Genomic DNA, 20,897 nt, shown 5'->3' with positions numbered 1-20,897 from the left:
GTGCAGTGCCGAAGCGGTACTCAAGCCCAATACCAATCCAAATACGGTTAACGGCATCGTTCTGAACCCGATGCAGCAGTCGGAGCCCAGCAAGCAGGGTCTGTTCACCAACGCCGATTATGCGTGGAATATCTGGAGCGACGCGGATCACTACACTCAGGTATGGAACGACTCCTTCGCCTATATCGACCATGGAACCGGTAAAGAAACCGCGGGTTCGAACGCCTATCGCGAGCTTTCCAAGCACATGAAAAACTCGAAGCAGATCGGCAACAGCGAATCCGAAGAACTCAGTCCGAAGCTGGACGCTTTTAAATCAAAGCTGACTGGAAACCAGACGATTACGGACGAAGACATCGCCGAAATCCGCGCTGAATTTGAGAAGCTGCGTGATGCCGCAAGAACGTATCGCGAAGAAACCGGAAACAAACGGACGCTCTCGCAGATCATTTACTGGATTGACGCATGGGATGATACGACCAGCGCGGTGCTCGGCTATCTCGATGCCCTCAGCGCACTGAATCACGGCGAATCCACCGCGGCGGTATGGGATCATTTTGCGAGCGCCCAGAACGCCAAGACCCAGGCGGGAACCCATGGCTTCCATTACGTGGATCATACGGAATACGCCAAGGCGGGCCGCATTCACATCACGCCGTTCATGAACGCACTGGATTCGGCGCTTTCCGCACGGATTCTTCCGCTGATCGACCCGAACCTGGATACGGCGACGTTCATTACCAGCCGTTCGGATACGCCGGAAGGATCGCTGGACAATGTGTTTGACGGCAATGCCTCGACGCAGATCGTTTTCAAAACGCCAAGCACCCTTTCTGCAGGCGACTACGTTGGTGTCATATATACCCAGCCGAAAGACATTTACGAAATTCAGTTCCTGCTCGGTCAGTCCGGCAACCTGAATGATACGTTCTCCAAAGCCAAAGTGCAGATCACCGCGGACGGTAAAACCTGGACCGATCTGAATGACACCGTGTATACAACGCCGCAGGAAATCCATCTGAGTGATCTCGATCTGAAGGGCGTGCGAGGAGTCCGTGTTCTTTCTACCGAAGACAAAACCAACACCTGGCTTGGCGTTCGCGACATTCGAATCAATCCGGAGCAGGGGGGGAGCAGTGAGATCGAACTGCCTTCTTCCACCTTCACGCTGGGAGACGGCTGCGCCTACTATCAGCAGAGCACGGCGGATCAGATGACGGATGGCGATACGTCCACCTTCGCCTGGATTTCAACGCCAGGCGATTACGCACCAGTCGGCCCGATCGTAACCCGTACGTTCTCGGAGGCCGTTCAGCTTAACGAAATCGTCTTTGTCAACGGCGGCGCGAAAAACGATAAGCTCACGCATTTCGCTCTGGAATACTCCGAAGACGGTACCACATGGAAAACCGCCGGCGAGTATACCGATCCAAAACCGGAGTCGGCGCAAAGTACCTTCCGTGTAAAACTTCATGGTGCAAGCGTAAAAGCCATTCGCATTAATAACCTGGAAAGCGTCCACAAATGGCTCCAGATTGCCGAATTCAACGTCGTTCCAGGCGACGGTTCGGATTACGATACAGAACATCTGATCACCAATGCGGACAGCACCAGCGCGGTAACTTCGGAAATCGAAAACGGCCGCCAGCTGCTGACCAGCGATGGTCAGAATCTCGTCCTCAAAGCTGGGGAATACGCCGGCGTTGATCTTGGCGAGATTACGAAAATCGCGTCGCTTACGCACGGAGACCTGGGCAGCCTGTCACTGGAAGTTTCCCGCAACGGATACGAATGGGTAAGCGTTGCAGCGGATGCGTCCAGTGCAGAAGATGCCCGCTATGTACGTCTGATCAATACGACGGATGCTTCCGTTTCCGCAGATCTCAGTACGCCGCTTTCGGTAACGGTAACGAAGATCAGCGGTCCGTACCGTCTCTCGGATACGGTCGGCATTACGTCCGCCGGCTGGGCGAGCGAAGATACGCGTGACAATGGAGCGGCGTTTGACGGCGATGTGGATACCACCACCGAATTCGCCACGCTCCCCGCAAAAGGCTCCGAAATTATTTATGACCTCGGTCAGAACCGCTCGATTTCCAAACTGGAAATCGTAAACCAGGACAGCGCCGTCAACTATATCCGCGACGCGAAAATCCAGATTTCCAGCGACCTTGAAAACTGGACGGACGTTATGGAAATCGGTGACGGTGTGGAAAACACGGATGACGCAGACGTAACGGCCAAGGATGCCGATGCCGGCTACATGGCCAGCAGCCGCTATCCGAACAAGGTTACCAAAGTCGGAACGCTCGAAACCGCGCAGGACGCCCGCTATATCCGCATTTATTTCACCGCAGGCAACGCCAGCCGGGCCGTACTGTTCAATGAAATTCTGATCAACGACGGCGAATACAAATCCGTTCCGCATCCAGCCGTAACGGCTGCTGTGGAAGAAGCGCAAAACCACAGCGCGCTCAACATGTTCGACAGCGATCTGTCCACGTCCTACAAACCAGCCTCCAGCCAGGCCGGATCGGTACAGTATGATTTCTCCGACGAGCTCGATGCCAATACGCTGAACATCATTCAGAAAGGCACTTTGAGCAATGCCACCGTTTCGGTTCGCGCGGTCAATACAGACGGCAAGATTGAATGGAAAACTCTTGGTCATCTGGTACGTTCGCTGAACACGATGGGGTCGAACGATATCGATAAGATTCTGTCCGTGAAGATCGAATGGACGGATGGAAACGCGCCGGAAATTTCGGAAATCATCCGCTTCACCAGCGAGAATCCGACCGTGCAGAATCTGGATTATTCCCAGCTTCTTCTGGCCTGGAACAAGGCGACCGCGCAGCAGTCTTCCTTTGTGAACGGATCCGATCTGGAAGAAGCGATCACGCAGGCGCATGAAGTCATCAACGCTGCTTCCGCTTCCCAGAACGAGATTAACGAAGCCGCCAGAGCCCTGAACAGTGCACTGCTGACGATGCGCATTGCACCGGAAGCTGACCGCCTGAACGGTCTGAAGTAAGACGAGTTCTTTCCAGGTCATCAGGATTCATCGTCTTTCTCAACCCATTACGCCGCAGTAAACCGCAGCCATACGCTGCGGCTGCTGCGGTGTTTTTGCGTGCAGTCCAGATCGTTCAAAACTCGTTCGCGCGCTGTAAGCGGCTTGAAAAATGGAAAAAAACGGTCGAAAACCGGCAGGAAAACGTATCAATCCCCGCGTATGGCCGAGGGGATTTTCGGGAATCTATGGTTTTTTTTCGATTTTCGCTAAAATGAAAACACTGATTCCGTCCGCATCCGACAGGCGGAATCTTTGAAAGAATTACGGCTGCTCCCGACGCAAGCGATCGCAGAAAATGCGAAAGCTTCCTTGCGAAAGGCCGGGAAGAAGCCGCAAGAGAAAAGGAAAGTGGAATTACATATGAAACGAGAACAGCTGGGGTCCCGTCTGGGCTTTATCCTGCTGAGCGCCGGATGCGCGATCGGTATTGGAAACGTCTGGAAATTCCCCTACATCGCCGGACAGAACGGCGGTGCAATTTTTATTCTGATTTACCTGTTCTTCCTCGTGGTTTTGGGCATCCCCGTCATGACGATGGAGTTTGCGATGGGACGTGCCGCCCAGAAAAGTCCAGCCAAAATTTATAAGACGCTGGAACCGAAAGGAAGCAAGTGGCACTGGCATACCGGTTTTGCGATTGCGGGCAACTACCTGCTCATGATGTTTTATACGACCGTCGCCGGATGGATGCTGAAGTACTTTGTCGATATGTGTCTGGGCCGGTTTGAAGGTCTGGATGGCGCCGGGATCGGTGCGGCGTTTGATGCCACGCTGGCCAATGCAGGCAGCGAAGTGTTTTACATGGGCGTCATTGTCGTCGCCGGTTTTCTGATCTGCATGCTCGGTCTGCAGAAAGGCCTCGAGCGCGTAACGAAAGTGATGATGATTTCGCTGCTCATCTTAATGAGCGTCCTGGCGATCAACTCCCTGTTTCTGGAAGGCGCCAACGCTGGTCTTCGCTACTATCTGCTGCCGGACTGGAACCGCTTCATGGAAATCGGACCGTGGAATGTCATCGTTGCGGCGATGAACCAGGCGTTTTTTACCCTTTCGCTCGGTATTGGTGCCATGGCGATTTTCGGCTCCTACATTAATAAGGATCGTGCCTTGCTCGGCGAATCGATCAACGTCGCCGTTCTGGATACGTTTGTCGCGATTGTTGCCGGCCTGATCATCATTCCAGCCTGCTTCGCCTATTCGGTCGATGTCAATGCCGGTCCGGGTCTGATCTTCGTCACGCTGCCCAACGTCTTTAACGCGATGCCGTTTGGCCGTCTGTGGGGCGCGCTGTTTTTCCTGTTCATGACGTTTGCAGCGTTCTCAACCGTTCTGGCGGTTTTCGAAAACATCCTTTCGAGCTGCATGGACCTGTTTGGCTGGGACCGCAAAAAAGCGTGTCTGGTCAATATGGCGGCAGTCTTCGTACTGTCGCTGCCCTGCGCTTTGGGCTGGTCGCTTCTGTCCGGCGCGGCACCGCTAGGAGCGGGAACGACCATCCTGGATTTTGAAGACTTCCTGGTTTCCAACATTTTGCTGCCTGGCGGATCGCTCATTTTCGTTCTGTTCTGCTGCACCAAGTTTGGCTGGGGCTGGAAAAACTTCCGCAAGGAAGCCAACGAAGGAAAAGGCGCCAAAGTGCCTGAGTGGCTGCACCCTTACTGCAAGTACGTTCTGCCGGTCATCATTCTGGTGATTCTGGTGATCGGTCTGATCTGATCCTTCGCATATGTTCTGAAGCTGCTTTTTTACAAAATCATTTCGCCGACCGCTAACCGTATTGCGGGCGGCGTTTTTGTATGGCCCGAAGCGAGCGGCGCGTATTGCGGGACATAAGAAAACCGCCTGCCGTAAGTTTTAAAACTTTGCTGGCAGGCGGTTTTGCTTCGCCGTTGGGAAAACAGGACTGAGGCGTGCCAGAGGTATGTCTGAGGCATGCGTGTTACCGGGGCTCCGTCTGAGAGACAGGAAATAGCCGGTAAGGCGATCGGATTTATTCGACCGCTTTGAGCGATTCTACCATCTGAATCTTGCGCAGACGGTATTTCATGATCCAGTTGACGAGCAGAGCGAAAAGCATGGTCAGACCGATGGAATAGACATAGGACTGCCAGAAAATCGTGCGGCCAAAGCGGATCGTATCGAGTTCGGCAAGGTTCATAATCAGATCGTGCAGGTAAATGCCCAGCAGCAGACCGACGAGTCCGCCAATGAGGGCAAGGATTATGCTTTCGCGGTTGATGTAGGCGTTGACTTCCTTTTCGGTAAAGCCAAGGACCTTGATGGTCGCAATTTCACGCAGACGTTCGGAAATGTTGACGTTGGAAAGGTTGTAAAGTACCACGAACGCCAGCATCGCCGCCGACAGAACGAGAACGACTACGATCGACTTGATCGAGGAAATCATGTTTTCAAAGTTGTCGATTGTCGCCGAATAGAAGGTGACGGACCGGACGCCCTCGTGCTGGAGAACGCAGCTGCCCAGCTCGCTTTCAAATTCCGGAGACGTATCGTCGTTAAGCAGCAGAATCTGCGCGTCCGGCTCTTCCTGAATATGGAGACGGTCGAACGTCTTTTGCGTTACGTAAAGCATGTGGCCGGTGTACTGTTCGAAAATGCCGGCGATCGGAAGATCTACTTCTTCATCGTCCGCCGTTTTGAAGCGGATCGTATCGCCTTTGGACAGGTGCATTTTCTCGGCCGTCTTGACGGAAACGAGAACGCCGTCGTTTAAAGACAGACGTTCGGAACCGTCCATCGGGATAAACGTCATGAACTCTTCGAAGGCTTCAGGATCTTCGACAATATTGAGCGTGGCGGACACATCCTTATCGTCATAGTGAACGGTAACAGGAAGGGTTTCGAGATTGAACGTATCTTCGATGCCCTTTTCCTTTTTCAGATCGGCGGCCAGCTGCCGTCCGTCTTCTTCTTTGGCATCCACGGCAGCATCAAAGTGGTAAATCGCCTGGAACTGGCGTGGAACGATATCGCTGATGGAGTCGTTCAGACCAAAGCCGGCGACCAGCAGGGCGGAACAGCCCGCGATGCCGATGACGGTCATGAAAAAGCGCTTCTTATAGCGGAAGAGGTTGCGCAATGTGACTTTATGCATGAACGAAAGCTTTGACCAGAACCAGCCGACGCGTTCTAACAAAATCCGCTTGCCGGCCTTTGCGGCTTTTGGCCGCATGAGCTGGGCCGGCACTTCGCGCAGTTCCTTAATAATGGAGAAGAGCGCAGCGAGCAGCACGACGCCGGTAACGCTTAAAGACGCAAAGAGCATCAGACCCGGCTGGAAGCGGAACTGAATGGCTTCCAGGTTGTACATGATGTTCCAGGCGGAGTAGATGATCATCGGGAACACGTACATGCCGACGGCACAGCCGAGAATGCTGCCAAGAACGGAAGCGGATCCCGCGTAGAGCAGGTACTTCGCGGCGATTTGCCGGCGGGAGTAGCCAAGGGCCTTGAGGGTTCCCATTTCGTTGCGCTGCTCATCGACCATGCGCGTCATTGTCGTCATGCAGACGAGCGCGGCGACGAGAAAGAAGAAGACAGGGAAGACGGAGGCGATGCCGTCCATGCGGTCGGCGCAGGCTTCGTAGTCTTTATAGGAATAATGCGAGTTGCGATCGAGCACGATCCATTTGGCTTCGAGATCGTCGAGCTGCTTTTTCGCGTCCGCGATTTTGTCTTCGGCTTCTTTTTTGTTCGTATTGTATTCGGCCAGACCGTCTTCGTATTCTTTCTGACCGCTGGCGTAATCGCTTCTGGCTTTTGCCAGATCGTTTTTGGCCTGATTGAGCTGGGCTACGCCATCGTCATACGTTTTCTGGTTTGCGGCCAGCTGCGTTTCACTCGCAGCCAGCTCATTTTGCTGGGCCGCAAGTTCCTGACGCTGTTTGACTAAGGCGTCGCGCTGTACGATGGCGCTCTGCGCCTGAGCAATTCTGTCATTTAAGGCAGTAAGAGAGGCGTTTGCGGCATCGAGCGATCCGCCAATCGAGGCGAGAATAGAACTTTTCTGCGTGTTCAGCGCAGCTAGAGCGGAAGCTGCGTCGGGCGCGCCGGGCACTGCCTGGGCCAGTACGCCCTGCAGCTGTGCCTGCAGCGCCGCAAGCTGTTCTTTTAAAGCCGGCAGCTGCGTATTTTGGGGATCGGCGCTTTCGAGCGCGGCAATCTGTTGGCTCAGCGTCTGGATACCCTGATCGAGCGATTCGATTCCGGAAATGGCCTGATCGATGGACTGGACGCCCTGAATGGCCTGCGTGAGCGCATCGCGCCTGGCAATCAGATCGCTGGCGGTCGTATCGATGCCCTGCAGCTGAGCCAGCCCGGCATCAATCTGAGCAAGGCCGTCGGCGATCTGCTGCTTTCCGGACTGGAGCGCGCTGCGTCCCTGATCGAGCTGCGTTTTTGAACTGGCCAGAAGCGCTTCGTTATCGGAAATCTGCTTTTCGCCATCCGCAATCTGCAGCGCGGCATCCTCGAGTTTCTTTTTCGCGTCGTCGAGCTTCTTTTTCGCATCGGCGAGCTTGTCCTGGGCTTCCTTTTCCTGGTCGTCAATTTTCTGACGCTGTTCGTCTTTCCAGAGAACGGTTCGGCTGTCGGCGAGCGTTTCGACTTCATCGACGACCGGATCGGTCAGATCGAAGTAGGCGTCGGAATACGTATCCGCTTCTTTGGCCCCGTCGACGGTCAGATCGATTTCCGTAAAGTAGTCGGCCTTGATCGCGGACTGCGGGATAAAGAAATACGTATCGACCGTACCGGAACCGATCGAAGAAGAGCCGTGTACGTAGGACAGGTAGTTTGGAGAATAGGCTTTGCCGGTAATGGTGTAGGTGTCGTATTTGAGATCGTCGCTGACCGGTGTGTCGTTTCCGGAATACAGATGAACCGTATCCCCGATCTCAAAAGACCCGAAAATGTTTCCCGTGGCGCTGTCGCCTTCCACCATGCACTCCCTGTCGTTTTGCGGCAGGCGGCCTTCGACCAGACGCGGCGTATTGATCGTCTGTCCGTCCGTATAGGAGAGGACTTTAACGGTCATTTCCCGGCTGCCTTTGCGGCAGAGATAATCGGCGGAAAACTGACCTTGCGCGTCCTTCACGCCAGGTTCCTTTTTCAGCGCCTCGAGATCCTTGTCGCTTAAGCCGACGGTGGAGTACACCTGTATATCCTGCAGGTTGTAGCGGTCAAAGTAGACGTCGGCCGAATTTTTCATATCCGGCGCGCTGGCTTTGATGCCCGCAAAAAACGAGACGCCCAGAGCGGTGATGGCCAGGATGGACAGGTAGCGCCCCAGGGAATGGCGGATTTCACGGAACAGGTCTTTCCATAGTGCGGGTGTCATCAGTATTCAATCTCCCGTGCGCTCATCGGATGCTCGTTGCGGGTAATGCTTTCGATTTTTCCGGAACGCACTCGAATAATCTTGTCGCCGATCGGTGTCAGCGCCAGATTATGCGTAATGACGACGACTGTCGTCTTTTCCTTTTTACAGATGTTTTGCAGGACTTCGAGAACCTGCTTGCCCGTCTGGTAGTCCAGCGCGCCGGTCGGCTCGTCGCAAAGGAGCAGGCGCGGATTTTTCGCAATCGCGCGGGCGATTGCGACACGCTGCTGTTCCCCGCCGGAAATCTGGGAAGGGAAGTTGTTTTCCCGGTCGAGCAGTCCGACGGATTTCAGCGTTCCGGTAATATCGAGCGGGCTTTTGGAAATCTGGGCCGCCAGTTCGACGTTTTCGCGGACGGTCAGATTCTGAATCAGGTTATAAAACTGGAAGACGAACCCGACGTCATCGCGCCGATAGAGCGTCAGCTGCTTCGAATCAAAATCACTGACGATTTTATCACCGACGCGAATGGTTCCCGAGCTGACGGTATCCATGCCGCCAAGCAGGTTGAGAATGGTGGATTTTCCAGCCCCGCTGGCGCCGGCGATAATCACAAACTCGCCTTCTTCAATCGAAAAGCTGACGCCGTACAGGGCATGAATGCATACTTCACCCATCTGATAGTCCTTGCGGACGTCCTTGAATTCAATAAAACTCATCGCAGAACACCTCCTGAAGTCTCTAAATAGGGAAGGTTAGTTATCTTTTATTATGACCTGCTTTTGAGCAGGACTGTGCGAAAACCTTCATTTCCTGCCTCTCTTTTGACCGTTTGGCAGCAATACGAAAAGCCGGGGCCAAAGAGAGGACCAAAGCGGCTGGAAAGCGTTTTTCAGGCCGGATTCTATCCCGAGAGGAAAAATGGAAAAATCCGGACAAAACGATGCAAAGACTGTCGAAAAAGGAAACTGTTGCCGGCCTGTACAGACAGGATGAAACGATCTGATATACTAAGCAATGGCATCTTGCTTTTAAAACCAGATGAAAGAATATTCCAAATTACTTAAATAGATCCTGTTTTCCTGTGTTTCTGCTCCATGTTTTCTGGACGAATGAAATGCGGATGGATTTCTGTGCGGATTTGGTTATGGCGTCTGTCGATCTGTTCTCTCCTTGTATTTTCGGCCTGCCAAAGCCATTTGCACACACAGCTGTCGATCTGTATATTTCAGTCATGTCCGATTAGTGGAAAACGGAGCATGGTCCGCTAAAATGTAGGCGGACCATGAAACGATGGCTCCCGCAAAATGGAGAACAGATCAATTATGAAAGTAAAAGTCATTACGGATTCCGGCAGCGGCTTAACGCAGAAGCAGGCCGAATCCTTAGGAATAGAATTTCTTCCCCTGCAGGTTCTCGTCGACGAGACACAGTATCTCGACGGCGTGGATCTGACCTGCGAAAAGCTGTATGAGCTTCTCGATGAAGGCAAAATGCCCACGACCAGCCAGCCGCCTCTTCTTCTTGAAGAAGAGCTTTTCGAACGGCTGAAAAGCGAAGGCGTAACGGACGTGATTGTCATCAATCTGTCCAACGGCCTCTCTTCAACCAACCAGATCATCCAGGCGACCGCAAAACGCTTCGATATCGTCGTGCATACGCTCGATATTTATACGACCCTCGCCGTGCAGCAGTATCTGGTCATTGCGGCCCAGCAGCTGCTCGAACAGGGCAGGGATCCGGAAGCCATCGTCGACGCGCTGCGCAAGTCAGTCGACGGTTCAGCCGGTTATCTGATGGTCGACAATCTCGACCATCTCGCCGCAGGCGGACGTCTGACGCCGCTTGCTGCCAAACTTGGCGGCATGCTCAAGATTAAGCCGGTTCTGCGCGTTTCCAAAGATACGCAGGGCAAAGTCGACTCCTTTGAAAAAGTCCGCACCTTCCATAAGGCGGTCAGCCGCGGCGTAGAACAGGTAGCCAAGGGTCTTGTGGACGGCGTCGACTACGAACTGTTCGTTCTGAACGGCAACGCGGATACTTCGGCAGAGGCGGCAAGAGAAATGATGGCGGCGCTGCGTCCTGGAACAAAGGTTCATGTGCTGAACATGTTCCCGGTCATCGCGGCGCACACCGGACTTGGCTCGGTCGGCGTACAGTACATCCCGAAAATTGAAGGAGTGGAATATGATGAAACTCGCATTTGTGACTGACAGCGGAACCGGATTCAGCAGTGAATACTGGAAAAAGCATGGAATTTATTCCGTACCTCTGCAGATTACAGAAGGACAGAACACCTACGACGAGTTTGAAGATATCTCCTATGCCCAGGTCATTGACAACCTTCACCAGCAGAAACTGATGAAGACCTCGCTGCCTTCGCTTGGAAAAATCGAAGATCTCTTTGAACAGCTCAAAAAAGACGGATATGAGGGCGTATTCTGCGTTCCGATCTGCCGCGGACTTTCCGGCACCCTGAATGCCATGGAGTCCGCTGCGCACCAGATGGATCTGGCCTTTTACGGGTTTGACTGCGGAACGACAGCCGTAACCCAGTCCCACTGCATTATCACCGCCAAAACGATGTATGAGCAGGGAAAGAGCATTGAGGAAATCATGGAAAAGCTCGAACAGATTGCGGGAAACTGCGATACGTTCGTTCTTTGCGACGACCTCCAGCACATGCGCCGCGGCGGCCGTCTGACCGCAACAGCAGCCGCTCTTGGCGGACTGCTCAAAATCAAGCCGATCCTTCACGTCAACCGCAAGACTGAAGGCCGCGTTGACGCGGTCGATAAAGTCCGCACGATGTCCCGCGCGCAGGATCGTACGATCAGCCTGCTCAAGGATATGGGCACCAATAAGGACTATGACTTTACCGTCGCTCACGTGGATTCTCTCGAAAGCGCGAAGGCGTTCGCCCGCAAGATCAAGGAAAACTTTGACGGGGCTACGGTTCGCGTAATCGATCTGGTCAGCGCCGTCGGCATTCATACCGGACTCAACTGCCTGGCGGTTCAGGTTTTTGATCCAGCCGGCTATCCGGTCATGGTTTATACCGACGAAGATACGATCCGCATTTAATGCGACTTTCGTACGAAAACGAAATTAAAAATTGGAGAGACAATAAAATGCCGCTGCAGGCGAGGAAAACCTGCGGCGGCATTTTGCGTTTTTCAAAAAGAAAAGACCGAGGAAACTCGGTCTGTGAATTTATTTGCGGGTCAGCAACGCGGTTCGTACGGTGAAGTTTCCGTATTCGTCGAGCGCGCGAATCTGTACCATGCGCGATCCGGGTTCGTGGATCAGCATGGACGGATTGAGAATATAGAGCTTGCAGCGCGAACAGTCGCTGAGCTTGGTTACAAAACTCTGGGCGTCCACTTCGTCGCTGACGCCGACGGTCAGATTCTGCACTTCGAGTTTCGGCGCAGTCGTATCCACAACCTGAATGTCGACCTGGGACTGGTGCCCGTCGATCGTGCAGGCTCCGGTATAGCTGCCGGCCTTATTGATGTTGAGGTTGGTCGAGCAGACGGGTGTGCTTTCAGTTTCGTAATGAATCTTATCGATCATGTCATACAGCGAATAGTCCGAACCGGCTTCGACGGGGCTTACTTCCTTTTTGAAGGTAATCGCTTCGGAAGCCATGAGCGGGTTGAACAGACTGGAAAAAACAGCCAGTACAGTAATCGCCAGAATGGAGCTGAGTACAAGACGCGGCGTCTGGGACTGCCGCATATGAAGTAAGAAACGACGTTTTTTCTGATAAAATCGACGACGCGCTCTAGCCGAGCGGGCCCGGCGTGCTTGAATCGGATTGAAATACATGATGTTCCTGCCTTGCGCAGCCAATTTCAATAACGGTACCGGTCTGCAAAAGATGCGGGGAAAGACCGGAGAAAATAAAAAAAAGACGACCTCTGCGCAAGACACAATACTGTCACTGATTGCGGCTAAAGGCAAGCGCAAAAATGATGAAAACGTAATGAAAATGACACGCTGAAAGCGTGTAAGAAAAGCGTCTGTTTTCATAAAAAAAGAAGGATGCAGAAGCCATTCCTGTTTTGTCTGTTCTGAACTGGAAAAGCGCTTTCTTCCGGATCACAGACGACTGAAAACGCGTGTAAATTCCAAATACCATCTTTGAAAATTGATTGAACAAAACTTGATTTTTCTTTAGATTTCGCAAACCATTCCCTGTCTACAATCAGAAGGAGAGAAAAGCACCGCACGCGCCAAATCCAGACAGAAAAATTGAACGCATTTTTCATGGAATGGAGAAATGGAAGAAAGAAACCGGATCTTTCATTATGGAATAAGGCTTTAGCTCTCAGATTTTGAAAGCTTCAGGAGGATCTTTATTCGAAAGGATGGCCGCCCTTTGAGCGGCATCCTGTGAAGGAACAGAGAAAGGAGCTGTTGAATATGACAGGAAAACGATTTGGTTTGCAAAAGGCTCTGTGCTTGTGCTTAGGCATTCTTGTTTTTTCGGGCTGTACTGATTCTTCATCGAGCACTGCCGGCGGGGTGCAGCCTTCTTCTTCCAGCACCGCCATGCAGACCATTTCTTCGAGCTCAGAAGGGGAGCTGTGGGTGATGGAAAATGACACGATCGCATCCAGGCTGCAGTACTGCCGCCCGGGTGAAGGCGGTCATATGATCACCCATGCCGATCTGAATTATGGCTTTGAAGCACCGGCCGACCTGCACTATGTTTCGGAGAATGGAACGATCTCCTTTAAGAAAGACGGAAGCTGGAAAGCGGTAAAACCTGGAGAAGACTGTATTACGCGGCTGCAGGACTGGGATCTGGAAGAAATGAAGGAAAGAGGTCTGGATCTGGATATCGCTCTGCAGCTGCCGAAGACGGATCGGTTCCATGTGTATGTAACGGAAGACTATCCTGTCTATACGCTCCGAAATCCGAAAACGGAAGAATACCGTCTCGTGGATGATCGTGCGGCCTGCACCGCTTTGGTCGATCAGGGATGGGAGCAGGTGGAAGAAATGTTTGTGATGTCAGCCGATTCGGGCACGAAAGTGCGTGCTTTCTACAATCCGGAAGACGGCGATCGGATTTATACGGTCGATTCGGAAGAAGCAGATCGCCTGCTCGAAAAGGGATGGACGGAAGAGGCTTCTCAAATGACTTCCGATACCGAAGAAGGCATTCCTGTGTACTGTCTGACGGCAGAAATCAACGGGAAGTCCCGTCATCTGTATACAACAAAGTACCATGACTGGCGCGCCTATGGAGATTTATGGAAAGTCGATGACGATATTGCCTTTTACGCCGTTCGGACGCCTCTGTATGACGATGGAACGCTTTATTGAGGAAGAATAGTTTCCGCATTCGAAAAAAATGACTTTAGACCGGCCGATCGTACAGATCGAGCCGGTTCTTTTAATCGATCCGGTTCTTTTATGGGAAAAGAGCGGATATCGATGTACAGGCAGGAGAATAGAATCCCGGTGCTTGAGACGGCAGAGAGGACTGGCCGCACGGCATCTGGAATATTTCCCTGAAGACAGTCGGGCAGCCGTATAAAGATTCAGATTGAAAAACAGATCGTCAGACTACCCGGTTTTGAATCTGAAAAAAGGACAGACTTGCGCATTTTCTCCTTTTCTGATAAGGTATTTCGGCAAGTCTATCTTGCTTCCTGTCCTGCCTGATGACAGGACCGACAGACCAGAGGGAGGTGTACATGATGAAAAAGTATGAGGTTATGTACATTGTGAATGCATCGCTCGATGACGAACAGTTCGCAGCTCTTGAAAAAAGACTGTATGCTCCAATCATTGAGAACGGCGGCTCCGTTGACAAAGTGGACAACTGGGGCGTAAAAGATTTTGCCTACGAGATCAATCACATGAAAAAAGGCCACTATGTGGTTATGTACTGCACCGCTAACAACGAAGGAATTGAAGAATTCCAGCGTCTGTGTCGTATCAACAACAGCGTAATTCGTGTCATGGTTATCAAAAAAGAAGAAGAAAAGTAAGAGGTACCGTCTATGATGAACCGCGTTGATTTAATTGGTCGACTGACGAGAGATCTGGAACTTCGCCGGACTCAGTCAGGTAATAACATGCTCAGGTTTACTCTTGCTGTAGAGCGCCGCTATAAACAGCCTGGACAGCCGGAAGCTGACTTCATCAGCTGCACGGCGTTTGGCAAAACAGCGGAGAACATGGCTCGCTTTTTGCATAAAGGCTCGCTGATCAGCGTCGAAGGACGCATTCAGACCGGATCCTACGTTAACCAGCAGGGACAGAAAGTCTACACGACCGATGTCATTGCGGACAACGTACAGTTCCTCGAACCGAGAAACGCTCGAGGCGGATACGTTCAGGATCAGGGCTACGGCTACAATGGCGGTTATTCGGATAATTCCCAGAGCTACGGCGGCTACGGCAGTCAGGACGCTTCGGGAGGCCAGAACTATTCTGGCGGTTATTCGAACCAGAGCTACGGCTATGGTTCGCAGGCATCCAATCCTTACGCGAAGAGCGAAAACACAGGATTTGGAGCTGCTTCTGCTTCACCCGACAATGACACAAGCGGCATCGTCGACGATTCGTCCACCCTGGACATTTCTTCCGACGATCTGCCGTTCTAAACGAATTCAAGAAAGGAGATCCGACACATGGCATTCAAAAAACAGCGCATGGGCCGTAAAAAAGTCTGCTACTTTACAAAAAACAAAATCAAGGAAATTGATTACAAAGATGTTGAACTGCTGAAGCGTTTCATCAACACGAACGGAAAAATCATCCCCAGACGTGTTACTGGAACTCGCGCCCGCTACCAGAGACAGCTTGCTACTGCCATCAAACGCGCACGCCAGATGGCTCTGCTGCCTTACGTTGCAGACTAATTTCGGTTAATTTACCCATACCCATTCAGACAGGCTGGCTTCGGCTCGCCTGTCTTTTTTCAATCCCGCACAAAAGGCCTTTCTGCTGCTGAGAACAGAACGGCCTTTTTCCATGAATGGGGAATGTTCGATTTTCAGAAGGGGAGATCTTCGCTTTCGAGCGTCTGCAGCTCCTTGCTGGAGAGCTGAAGAAGATCCGGATTTCTGACGAGCCGTACGGCCTGTCGGGAGATGGCTTTTTCCAGCATCGTCCGTACATCCCGCGCGTTCGCAAAGCCTTTGGGGGCCGGACGGGTCAGCTGCTGGAAATAGGCGCCTGCTTTCTTTGCGGCTGCCGGACTCAGTGTGTAATCGAGCGCTCTGGCCATGTGTTCGAATATGGAAAACAGCTGGTCAGGCAGAAAGTCTTCAAAGTGAATGCACGTCGTAAAGCGGGAGCGCAGCCCCGGATTGGAGTCGAGAAAGCGGTCCATTTCCGCCGGATAGCCCGCTGCTATAACGACAAGATCGTCGCGGTGATTTTCCATCTCGCGCAAAAGAACTTCGATGGCTTCGTGTCCAAAGTCGCGTTCGGACGAGCGGGCAAGCGCATACGCCTCATCGATAAAGAGAACGCCGCCGATGGCTTTATCGATGACCTTTTTCGTTTTCATCGCCGTAGAGCCGATGTATTCGCCGACCAGATCGCCGCGCGTGCATTCCACAAAGGTTCCGCGCGAAAGAAAGCCGAGATCCTTGTAAATGCGGGCGACAATCCGGGCGGTAGTCGTTTTGCCGGTGCCGGGGTTGCCGGAGAAGATCAGATGGCGGGCGGCCGGTGCGCTTTTCAGCCCGCGCGATTGACGCAGCCGGCTGATCTGGAGCAGGTCGCAAAGCGTATGGATTTCGTTTTTCGCTTCTTCCAGACCGGTCAGCGCATCCAGCTGTCGTAAATCTTCCTGCAGTGCACTGGAGGAAAGCGAAGAATCGTCCGGCGAGGACTTTGTTTCTTTTTTGCCGGTTGCAGACTCGTCTTCGCGTTGGTCTTCTTTGTTTCCAGCGGGCGCCTGTGAGACCTCTGCGAATTGTTTGGCAGACAAATTCGACATAGATGCATCCGAAGAATCCAAATCGGTTCGACCTGGATCGAAAAGCGTATCGATCTGATCGTGAATGGCGTGAAGCAGATCCTGATTGGCATTGGGGAAGTCTGGATCAGCAATCTGAAAGAAATGGTCCGCAAACTGAAAATCCTCATCGAGTGAAACAGAATCGTCGAAAACATTTGTATTCAGCACAGTCGGATTCTCATGAATCCATGCGCTCTCCGGCCGGCTTTCTCTGGGAAAGAAGGCGATGAATTTCTGAACGGCGCTTTCGGAGCGGGTCCGGTTCCAGACGCCCATCATAAGCGTATATTCCAGTTTTCGGCGCATGTCCCAGCCAGTCAGCTCATGCAGGAAATCGCACGTTCCTAAAGCGGTCAGCAGATTCTGGCGCAAAGAAGATTCAACAGTCATGCCCTCATTATAAAAGCGAAGAAAGGAAAACCGTCCCTTATGCCTGTCTTCAAGGTATGTCTTCACTGCCAGTCTTCACCGTATGTCAGTGAGGCGTATCGTCTCTGCCTGTCTTTCCCGCATTTCTTCTTTCCATATCTCCACTGCGGTATTTTCGCTGCCGGTATTTCCTGCCGCCTTATGCGGGCATACAGACCGGCGGATCCAAAACGCGTCTCGCCTGCAGCTGCCGCACTTTGGGCAATCCGAATGACTTTTCACTCGATTTGTGGCCTTGTCTGTCAAAATATTTGGCTGGGCAAATCAAAATGAAATACTGCGAGGCTTCGTACAATAGGGATAGAAAGACTTCGCAAGGAAGCATTGAGGTGATTTTATGTTATTTGGAATTCTGGCCCCTTATTCGTATGGACTCGACTTCAACATCGGTCTTACGGCCTGGCTGGGCATTGCCTGCATCATTCTGGAGGTCGTCGGCCTCTGGAAAATGTTTGAAAAGGCGAACGTGGCTGGCTGGAAAGCGCTGATTCCGGTTTACAATCTGTATCTGCTTTACAAGATCAGCTGGCAGACGAAGATGTTCTGGTTTGGCCTGGGAACGGAACTGTTCGCTGGTATTTTCTACTATCTGGCGGTTGGAACGTTCAATTCCGCATTCCTGTATTTCGCCTATGGCCTTTCGATTGTAGCGGCCATTATTCAGGCCTGCCTCTGCTACAACGTTTCGCTGGCATACGGCCATGGCATCGGCTATTTTCTGGGCATCTATCTGCTGGATTTCCTGTTCTATCCGATCATCGGCTTCGGTTCGAGCCGCTACATTGGAAACCGCTACGAAGGCTATACAAGCGGCAGCCGCTCGTAATCGAAATTGTTTTTCAATTTATTTCAAATGGAAGGCCGTCTGAACAGAGGGTCTTTTTGTATGGACGAGGGCAAAGATCAGTAAAAAGAAAATGGCAAACACACCGCAGACTTACCGCAAGTGCGCCGGGAAATACGGCCGGCAAGTATGTGATTTTGTCAGAAATATGGAGCGCACAGCCAAATCAGCCTAAGATATACGTGTATATGAAAATTCAGTCTATTGTCCGGGCCGGAATGCTCACCGCGGTTTTTGGCGTCTTTCTGTTTCTGAACACGCTTGGCGGACTGTGGGTCGAATCGCTCTTTCCGTATTTTTTCGGACTGCCGATTCTGCTGTGCTGTCTGATCTGCGATCGGGATTCCAAAGTACCGCTCTGCGCGTTTCTGGCCATGTTTCTACTTATGTTCATGCTCTCCGGCATCACGACCTGGCTGGTCGCCGGATCAATGCTGGTATGCGGGTATGTGTTTGGCCGCGGCGCCATACGCCAGAAAAATCTTTTTGTTCTCTGTCTGGCGACCATGCTCATTCTGTTTGTGACGGATCTGCTTTCTATGACCGTCTTTGCCGCAGTCTTTGGTTTTGACGTTAAGGAAGAACTGTCCGTCATGGGACCGTTTTTGTGGATGGTCTCGCCGATGATGATTCTGATCCTGCTGGCGTTTATTGAAAGTCTGCTGGAAACGCTGGTGGCGGCGCTGGGCTGCGTCGTTCTCTGCCAGCGGGTTCTGCACCGGCCGGTGCCGTTCAAGCTGCCGGAAAACTGGGACGTTTCTCCGTGGTGTTTCTGGCTGCTGCTCGTTTTATGGGGCGTATGGGAAATTCTGGTTTACCAGAACAATCCGGCGCTCACGGTATGGCGCGATCTGGCGCTCGGTCTTCTGATTCTTGATTTTTTACTGATGGTCTGGCAGGGCTATCTGCTGCAGTTTCGAAAAGCCAGAACGGCGATGGACGAACTGCGTGACGATCCCTCCGTACAAAACCATCCGTCGAAACTGAAAAAGAAAAGAAAAGCCATTCAGAACCGCCTGTTCTGGATGACCTTCCTTTCGCTGATGCCTCTGCTCAATGTGTATACGGCATTGACAGGGATGTATAATTTAGTCTTACGTACCTTTGCCAGAAAGAAAGGTTCGTAAGTCCTGCACGCAACCGCCCGCTAAAGTAAGATTCGATCCGTTTGTTTTGAAAAAGACGCTCTTTGTTCGAAAAACGATCGATCCGTGTGCGGCAAGAGAAGCTGCTGGCTTCTTGAAACCTGCAGGAGGTATGGAAAGACAAAGGAGCACATCATGAAAGAATACGGGAAATGGCTGTTTGCTTTCTATTTCCTGCTTGCGCTTGGCGGTGTCATGACTGTCTACGAGGCGATTGCGGGAGAATGGATCATGTTCGCCCTGCTTCTGCTGCTGGATGCGGGATTTCTGTTTCTGATTACCGCGTTCTGGCTGCAGTTAAGAAGGAAGGGCATCCAGTCCGATGCCAAGATCAGCCGCATTCTGGGGCGCGACGCCAAAGAGGCGCTCTCCATTGGCGAAGTCGGCATCATCACCTACAACGAAGAATACGAAGCCACCTGGGTTTCGGACTATCTGCGCCCCTTTTTCCCGAATCTGGTCAATCACAAGCTCACCGTGGTGATTGACGGCATTAAGGACCTGTTTCAGAGCGATATTGATTCGGTCGTCTGCATGTATAACGGCAACACGTTCGAATTCATTCATAAGGAAGACAGTTCGGTTCTGTTTGCGCGCAACATTTCGGAACTCGAACGCTATAAAAAGATGATTGCGCAAAACAGCATCGTCGTCGGAACGCTGACACTCGACAACTATTCCGAGTATCTGTCCTACGACAACGAAGCGCTGATCAACGACATCAACACGCGCATTCGCACGCCTCTTCTGGCCTGGGCCAAGGAGATGCACATTTTAATGCGCCGTACGCGCTCGGACCGCTATCTGCTCGTTTTGGACTCTGAAATCCTCACGTCCATGCGCAAGAAGAACTTCCCGATTCTTCAGAAAATCAAGGACGCAGCCAACAAGTCCGATCTGTCGATGACCATTTCCGCTGCCTTCGTCAGCGACCAGCCGAGCTTTCTGGAAATCGACCGTCTGCTCAACGAACTGACCGAACTCGTTCAGTCGCGCGGCGGCGACCAGATCGCCATTAAAAAAGGGGAAAAACCGGTCGAATTCATCGGCGGCAATTCCGAAAAATCCACCCAGCGCTCCAAGGCGCGCGTCCGCACTGTCGGCGCCAGCCTGCAGGATGTCATTCGCTCTTCCCAGAAGGTGTTTATTCTGGGTCACGTTAACACCGACTACGACGCCATGGGCGCCGCGCTGGCCGCTTCCAACTGGGTTCGCGCGCTGGGCAAGGATCCGTATATCGTATTAAAGGACGTGCCGCGCGATTCGCAGCTGTCCGATACGATGAACGCCTACTCGAGCACCATTCTCAGCCGGCATCGCTTCATTACCGAAGAGCAGGCACTGGAAATGGCGGACGATAAGAAAGATCTGCTCGTTCTGGTCGACCATTCCAACCCGGCCATTTCATCGGGCAAGGAACTGCTCAAGCGGGATATTCGAAAAGTCATTATTGACCATCACCGCCGCAACGCGGAAGCCAGCCAGGAAAATGTTCTGGTCAGCTACATCGAACCGGAAGCCAGTTCGACTTGCGAGCTTATGACAGAACTGCTGGAATCCTCGACGGTCTCCATTCCAATCTATGAAATGGAAGCGACAATCATGTATCTTGGTATCGTTGTCGACACCAGCCGCTTCAAGCAGCACACGTCCGAGCGGACGTTCCAGGCTGCCGCGACGCTGCGCTCCTGGGGCGCGAACGCCAACCGCGCCGAACAGGCTCTGCAGGTGGATTATTCCGCCTATCGCCGCAAGGCGCAGATGATTGAAAAAGCAAAGCTGTATCGCGATAAATATCTCATTGATATTCTGGATGAGCCGGTCAGCCGGACGATGCTCTCCAAAATTTCCGATGAGCTGCTCAGCTTCAAAGGCTGCAGCGCGGCATTCACCATCGGAATCAACGAAAACAACGGCAGCGTAGCTGTCTCTGCACGCAGCGACGGAAGCGTCAACGTGCAGAAAATTATGGAAAAAATGAACGGCGGCGGCCATTTCACGGCCGCGGCCCTCGAGAGAGAAAACGCAACGGTCGAAGAAGTCGCTGCCCAGCTGCAGGATCTTCTCGATGA

Annotated in this window: 15 protein-coding genes; 11 read left to right on the top strand and 4 right to left on the bottom strand. The window is 52.3% G+C overall.

Annotation, left to right across the window (positions count from 1 at the left end):
• A partial coding sequence (locus ACLUYS_RS02045) for a discoidin domain-containing protein (RefSeq protein WP_412658832.1) occupies window positions 1–3,034 on the top strand: 3,034 nt, incomplete at its 5' end.
• 402 nt (window positions 3,035–3,436) lie between these two features.
• The gene (locus ACLUYS_RS02040; RefSeq protein ID WP_230267200.1) at window positions 3,437–4,792 is read left to right on the top strand and encodes a sodium-dependent transporter; all 1,356 of its coding nucleotides are present in this window, start codon (window positions 3,437–3,439) and stop codon (window positions 4,790–4,792) included.
• A gap of 274 nt (window positions 4,793–5,066) precedes the next feature.
• On the opposite strand, the gene ACLUYS_RS02035 is transcribed toward ACLUYS_RS02040, so the two are convergent.
• Both ACLUYS_RS02035 and ACLUYS_RS02030 read right to left on the bottom strand, forming a co-directional pair.
• A complete protein-coding gene (locus ACLUYS_RS02035; RefSeq protein ID WP_288876161.1) occupies window positions 5,067–8,432 on the bottom strand; it encodes an FtsX-like permease family protein in 3,366 nt (1,121 codons plus the stop codon).
• The gene (locus ACLUYS_RS02030; RefSeq protein ID WP_412658829.1) at window positions 8,432–9,133 is read right to left on the bottom strand and encodes an ABC transporter ATP-binding protein; all 702 of its coding nucleotides are present in this window, start codon (window positions 9,131–9,133) and stop codon (window positions 8,432–8,434) included. Before ACLUYS_RS02030 ends, ACLUYS_RS02035 begins: the two co-directional genes overlap by 1 nt.
• Window positions 9,134–9,739: 606 nt before the next feature.
• Between ACLUYS_RS02030 and ACLUYS_RS02025 the strand changes: the two genes are divergently transcribed.
• Together ACLUYS_RS02025 and ACLUYS_RS02020 are read left to right on the top strand one after the other, a co-directional pair.
• A complete protein-coding gene (locus tag ACLUYS_RS02025; RefSeq protein WP_412658827.1) occupies window positions 9,740–10,627 on the top strand; it encodes a DegV family protein in 888 nt (295 codons plus the stop codon).
• Window positions 10,602–11,498 carry a DegV family protein gene (locus ACLUYS_RS02020; RefSeq protein ID WP_230267204.1) on the top strand — a complete coding sequence of 299 codons (897 nt, stop codon included), beginning with the start codon at window positions 10,602–10,604 and terminating at the stop codon, window positions 11,496–11,498. The genes ACLUYS_RS02025 and ACLUYS_RS02020 overlap by 26 nt, the downstream gene beginning before the upstream one ends.
• 129 nt (window positions 11,499–11,627) lie before the next feature.
• Here ACLUYS_RS02020 and ACLUYS_RS02015 read toward each other — a convergent pair whose 3' ends face one another.
• A complete protein-coding gene (locus ACLUYS_RS02015; RefSeq protein ID WP_230267205.1) occupies window positions 11,628–12,155 on the bottom strand; it encodes a hypothetical protein in 528 nt (175 codons plus the stop codon).
• 687 nt (window positions 12,156–12,842) lie between these two features.
• On the opposite strand from ACLUYS_RS02015, the gene ACLUYS_RS02010 reads away from it, so the two are divergent.
• The 4 genes from ACLUYS_RS02010 to rpsR all read left to right on the top strand — a co-directional run bounded on the left by ACLUYS_RS02010 (window position 12,843) and on the right by rpsR (window position 15,298).
• The gene (locus tag ACLUYS_RS02010; RefSeq protein ID WP_412658826.1) at window positions 12,843–13,751 is read left to right on the top strand and encodes a hypothetical protein; all 909 of its coding nucleotides are present in this window, start codon (window positions 12,843–12,845) and stop codon (window positions 13,749–13,751) included.
• Between the two features lie 377 nt (window positions 13,752–14,128).
• Entirely contained in the window at window positions 14,129–14,422 is a 294-nt protein-coding gene (gene rpsF, locus ACLUYS_RS02005; RefSeq protein WP_230267231.1) for a 30S ribosomal protein S6, read from the top strand.
• A gap of 12 nt (window positions 14,423–14,434) precedes the next feature.
• Window positions 14,435–15,040 carry a single-stranded DNA-binding protein gene (gene ssb, locus ACLUYS_RS02000; RefSeq protein WP_242744453.1) on the top strand — a complete coding sequence of 202 codons (606 nt, stop codon included), beginning with the start codon at window positions 14,435–14,437 and terminating at the stop codon, window positions 15,038–15,040.
• Between the two features lie 27 nt (window positions 15,041–15,067).
• Complete coding sequence (gene rpsR / locus ACLUYS_RS01995; RefSeq protein ID WP_230267207.1) at window positions 15,068–15,298, top strand: 30S ribosomal protein S18; 231 nt, start codon at window positions 15,068–15,070, stop codon at window positions 15,296–15,298.
• 134 nt (window positions 15,299–15,432) lie between these two features.
• Here the strand turns inward: rpsR and ACLUYS_RS01990 are convergent, their stop codons facing one another.
• On the bottom strand, window positions 15,433–16,797 hold the full coding sequence (locus ACLUYS_RS01990; protein ID WP_288339860.1) for an AAA family ATPase: 1,365 nt from the start codon (window positions 16,795–16,797) through the stop codon (window positions 15,433–15,435).
• 376 nt (window positions 16,798–17,173) lie between these two features.
• On the opposite strand from ACLUYS_RS01990, the gene ACLUYS_RS01985 reads away from it, so the two are divergent.
• The 3 genes from ACLUYS_RS01985 to ACLUYS_RS01975 all read left to right on the top strand — a co-directional run.
• On the top strand, window positions 17,174–17,662 hold the full coding sequence (locus tag ACLUYS_RS01985) for a DUF5684 domain-containing protein (RefSeq protein WP_230267209.1): 489 nt from the start codon (window positions 17,174–17,176) through the stop codon (window positions 17,660–17,662).
• 206 nt (window positions 17,663–17,868) lie between these two features.
• The gene (locus ACLUYS_RS01980) at window positions 17,869–18,807 is read left to right on the top strand and encodes a hypothetical protein (protein WP_230267210.1); all 939 of its coding nucleotides are present in this window, start codon (window positions 17,869–17,871) and stop codon (window positions 18,805–18,807) included.
• A gap of 153 nt (window positions 18,808–18,960) precedes the next feature.
• On the top strand, window positions 18,961–20,897 hold a 1,937-nt coding region (locus ACLUYS_RS01975; RefSeq protein WP_412658824.1), incomplete at its 3' end, for a DHH family phosphoesterase.

Origin of the sequence: Allobaculum sp. (genome assembly GCF_047010065.1) — a bacterium.
GTDB lineage: Bacteria > Bacillota_I > Bacilli_A > Erysipelotrichales > Erysipelotrichaceae > Allobaculum > Allobaculum fili.
Note: the sequence above shows the minus strand (reverse complement) of the source record. Positions and strands in the feature narration are given on the sequence as shown.

Excerpts from the sequence above, each read along its gene's own strand:
- ACLUYS_RS02015 (WP_230267205.1), bottom strand. The coding sequence starts at position 12,155 with ATGCGGCAGTCCCAGACGCCGCGTCTTGTACTCAGCTCCATTCTGGCG.
- ACLUYS_RS01980 (WP_230267210.1), top strand. The coding sequence starts at position 17,869 with ATGAAAATTCAGTCTATTGTCCGGGCCGGAATGCTCACCGCGGTTTTT.
- rpsF (WP_230267231.1), top strand. The coding sequence starts at position 14,129 with ATGAAAAAGTATGAGGTTATGTACATTGTGAATGCATCGCTCGATGAC.
- ACLUYS_RS02020 (WP_230267204.1), top strand. The coding sequence starts at position 10,602 with ATGATGAAACTCGCATTTGTGACTGACAGCGGAACCGGATTCAGCAGT.
- ssb (WP_242744453.1), top strand. The coding sequence starts at position 14,435 with ATGATGAACCGCGTTGATTTAATTGGTCGACTGACGAGAGATCTGGAA.
- ACLUYS_RS01985 (WP_230267209.1), top strand. The coding sequence starts at position 17,174 with ATGTTATTTGGAATTCTGGCCCCTTATTCGTATGGACTCGACTTCAAC.
- ACLUYS_RS02035 (WP_288876161.1), bottom strand. The coding sequence starts at position 8,432 with ATGACACCCGCACTATGGAAAGACCTGTTCCGTGAAATCCGCCATTCC.
- ACLUYS_RS01990 (WP_288339860.1), bottom strand. The coding sequence starts at position 16,797 with ATGACTGTTGAATCTTCTTTGCGCCAGAATCTGCTGACCGCTTTAGGA.
- ACLUYS_RS02040 (WP_230267200.1), top strand. The coding sequence starts at position 3,437 with ATGAAACGAGAACAGCTGGGGTCCCGTCTGGGCTTTATCCTGCTGAGC.
- ACLUYS_RS02010 (WP_412658826.1), top strand. The coding sequence starts at position 12,843 with ATGACAGGAAAACGATTTGGTTTGCAAAAGGCTCTGTGCTTGTGCTTA.
- ACLUYS_RS02025 (WP_412658827.1), top strand. The coding sequence starts at position 9,740 with ATGAAAGTAAAAGTCATTACGGATTCCGGCAGCGGCTTAACGCAGAAG.
- rpsR (WP_230267207.1), top strand. The coding sequence starts at position 15,068 with ATGGCATTCAAAAAACAGCGCATGGGCCGTAAAAAAGTCTGCTACTTT.
- ACLUYS_RS02030 (WP_412658829.1), bottom strand. The coding sequence starts at position 9,133 with ATGAGTTTTATTGAATTCAAGGACGTCCGCAAGGACTATCAGATGGGT.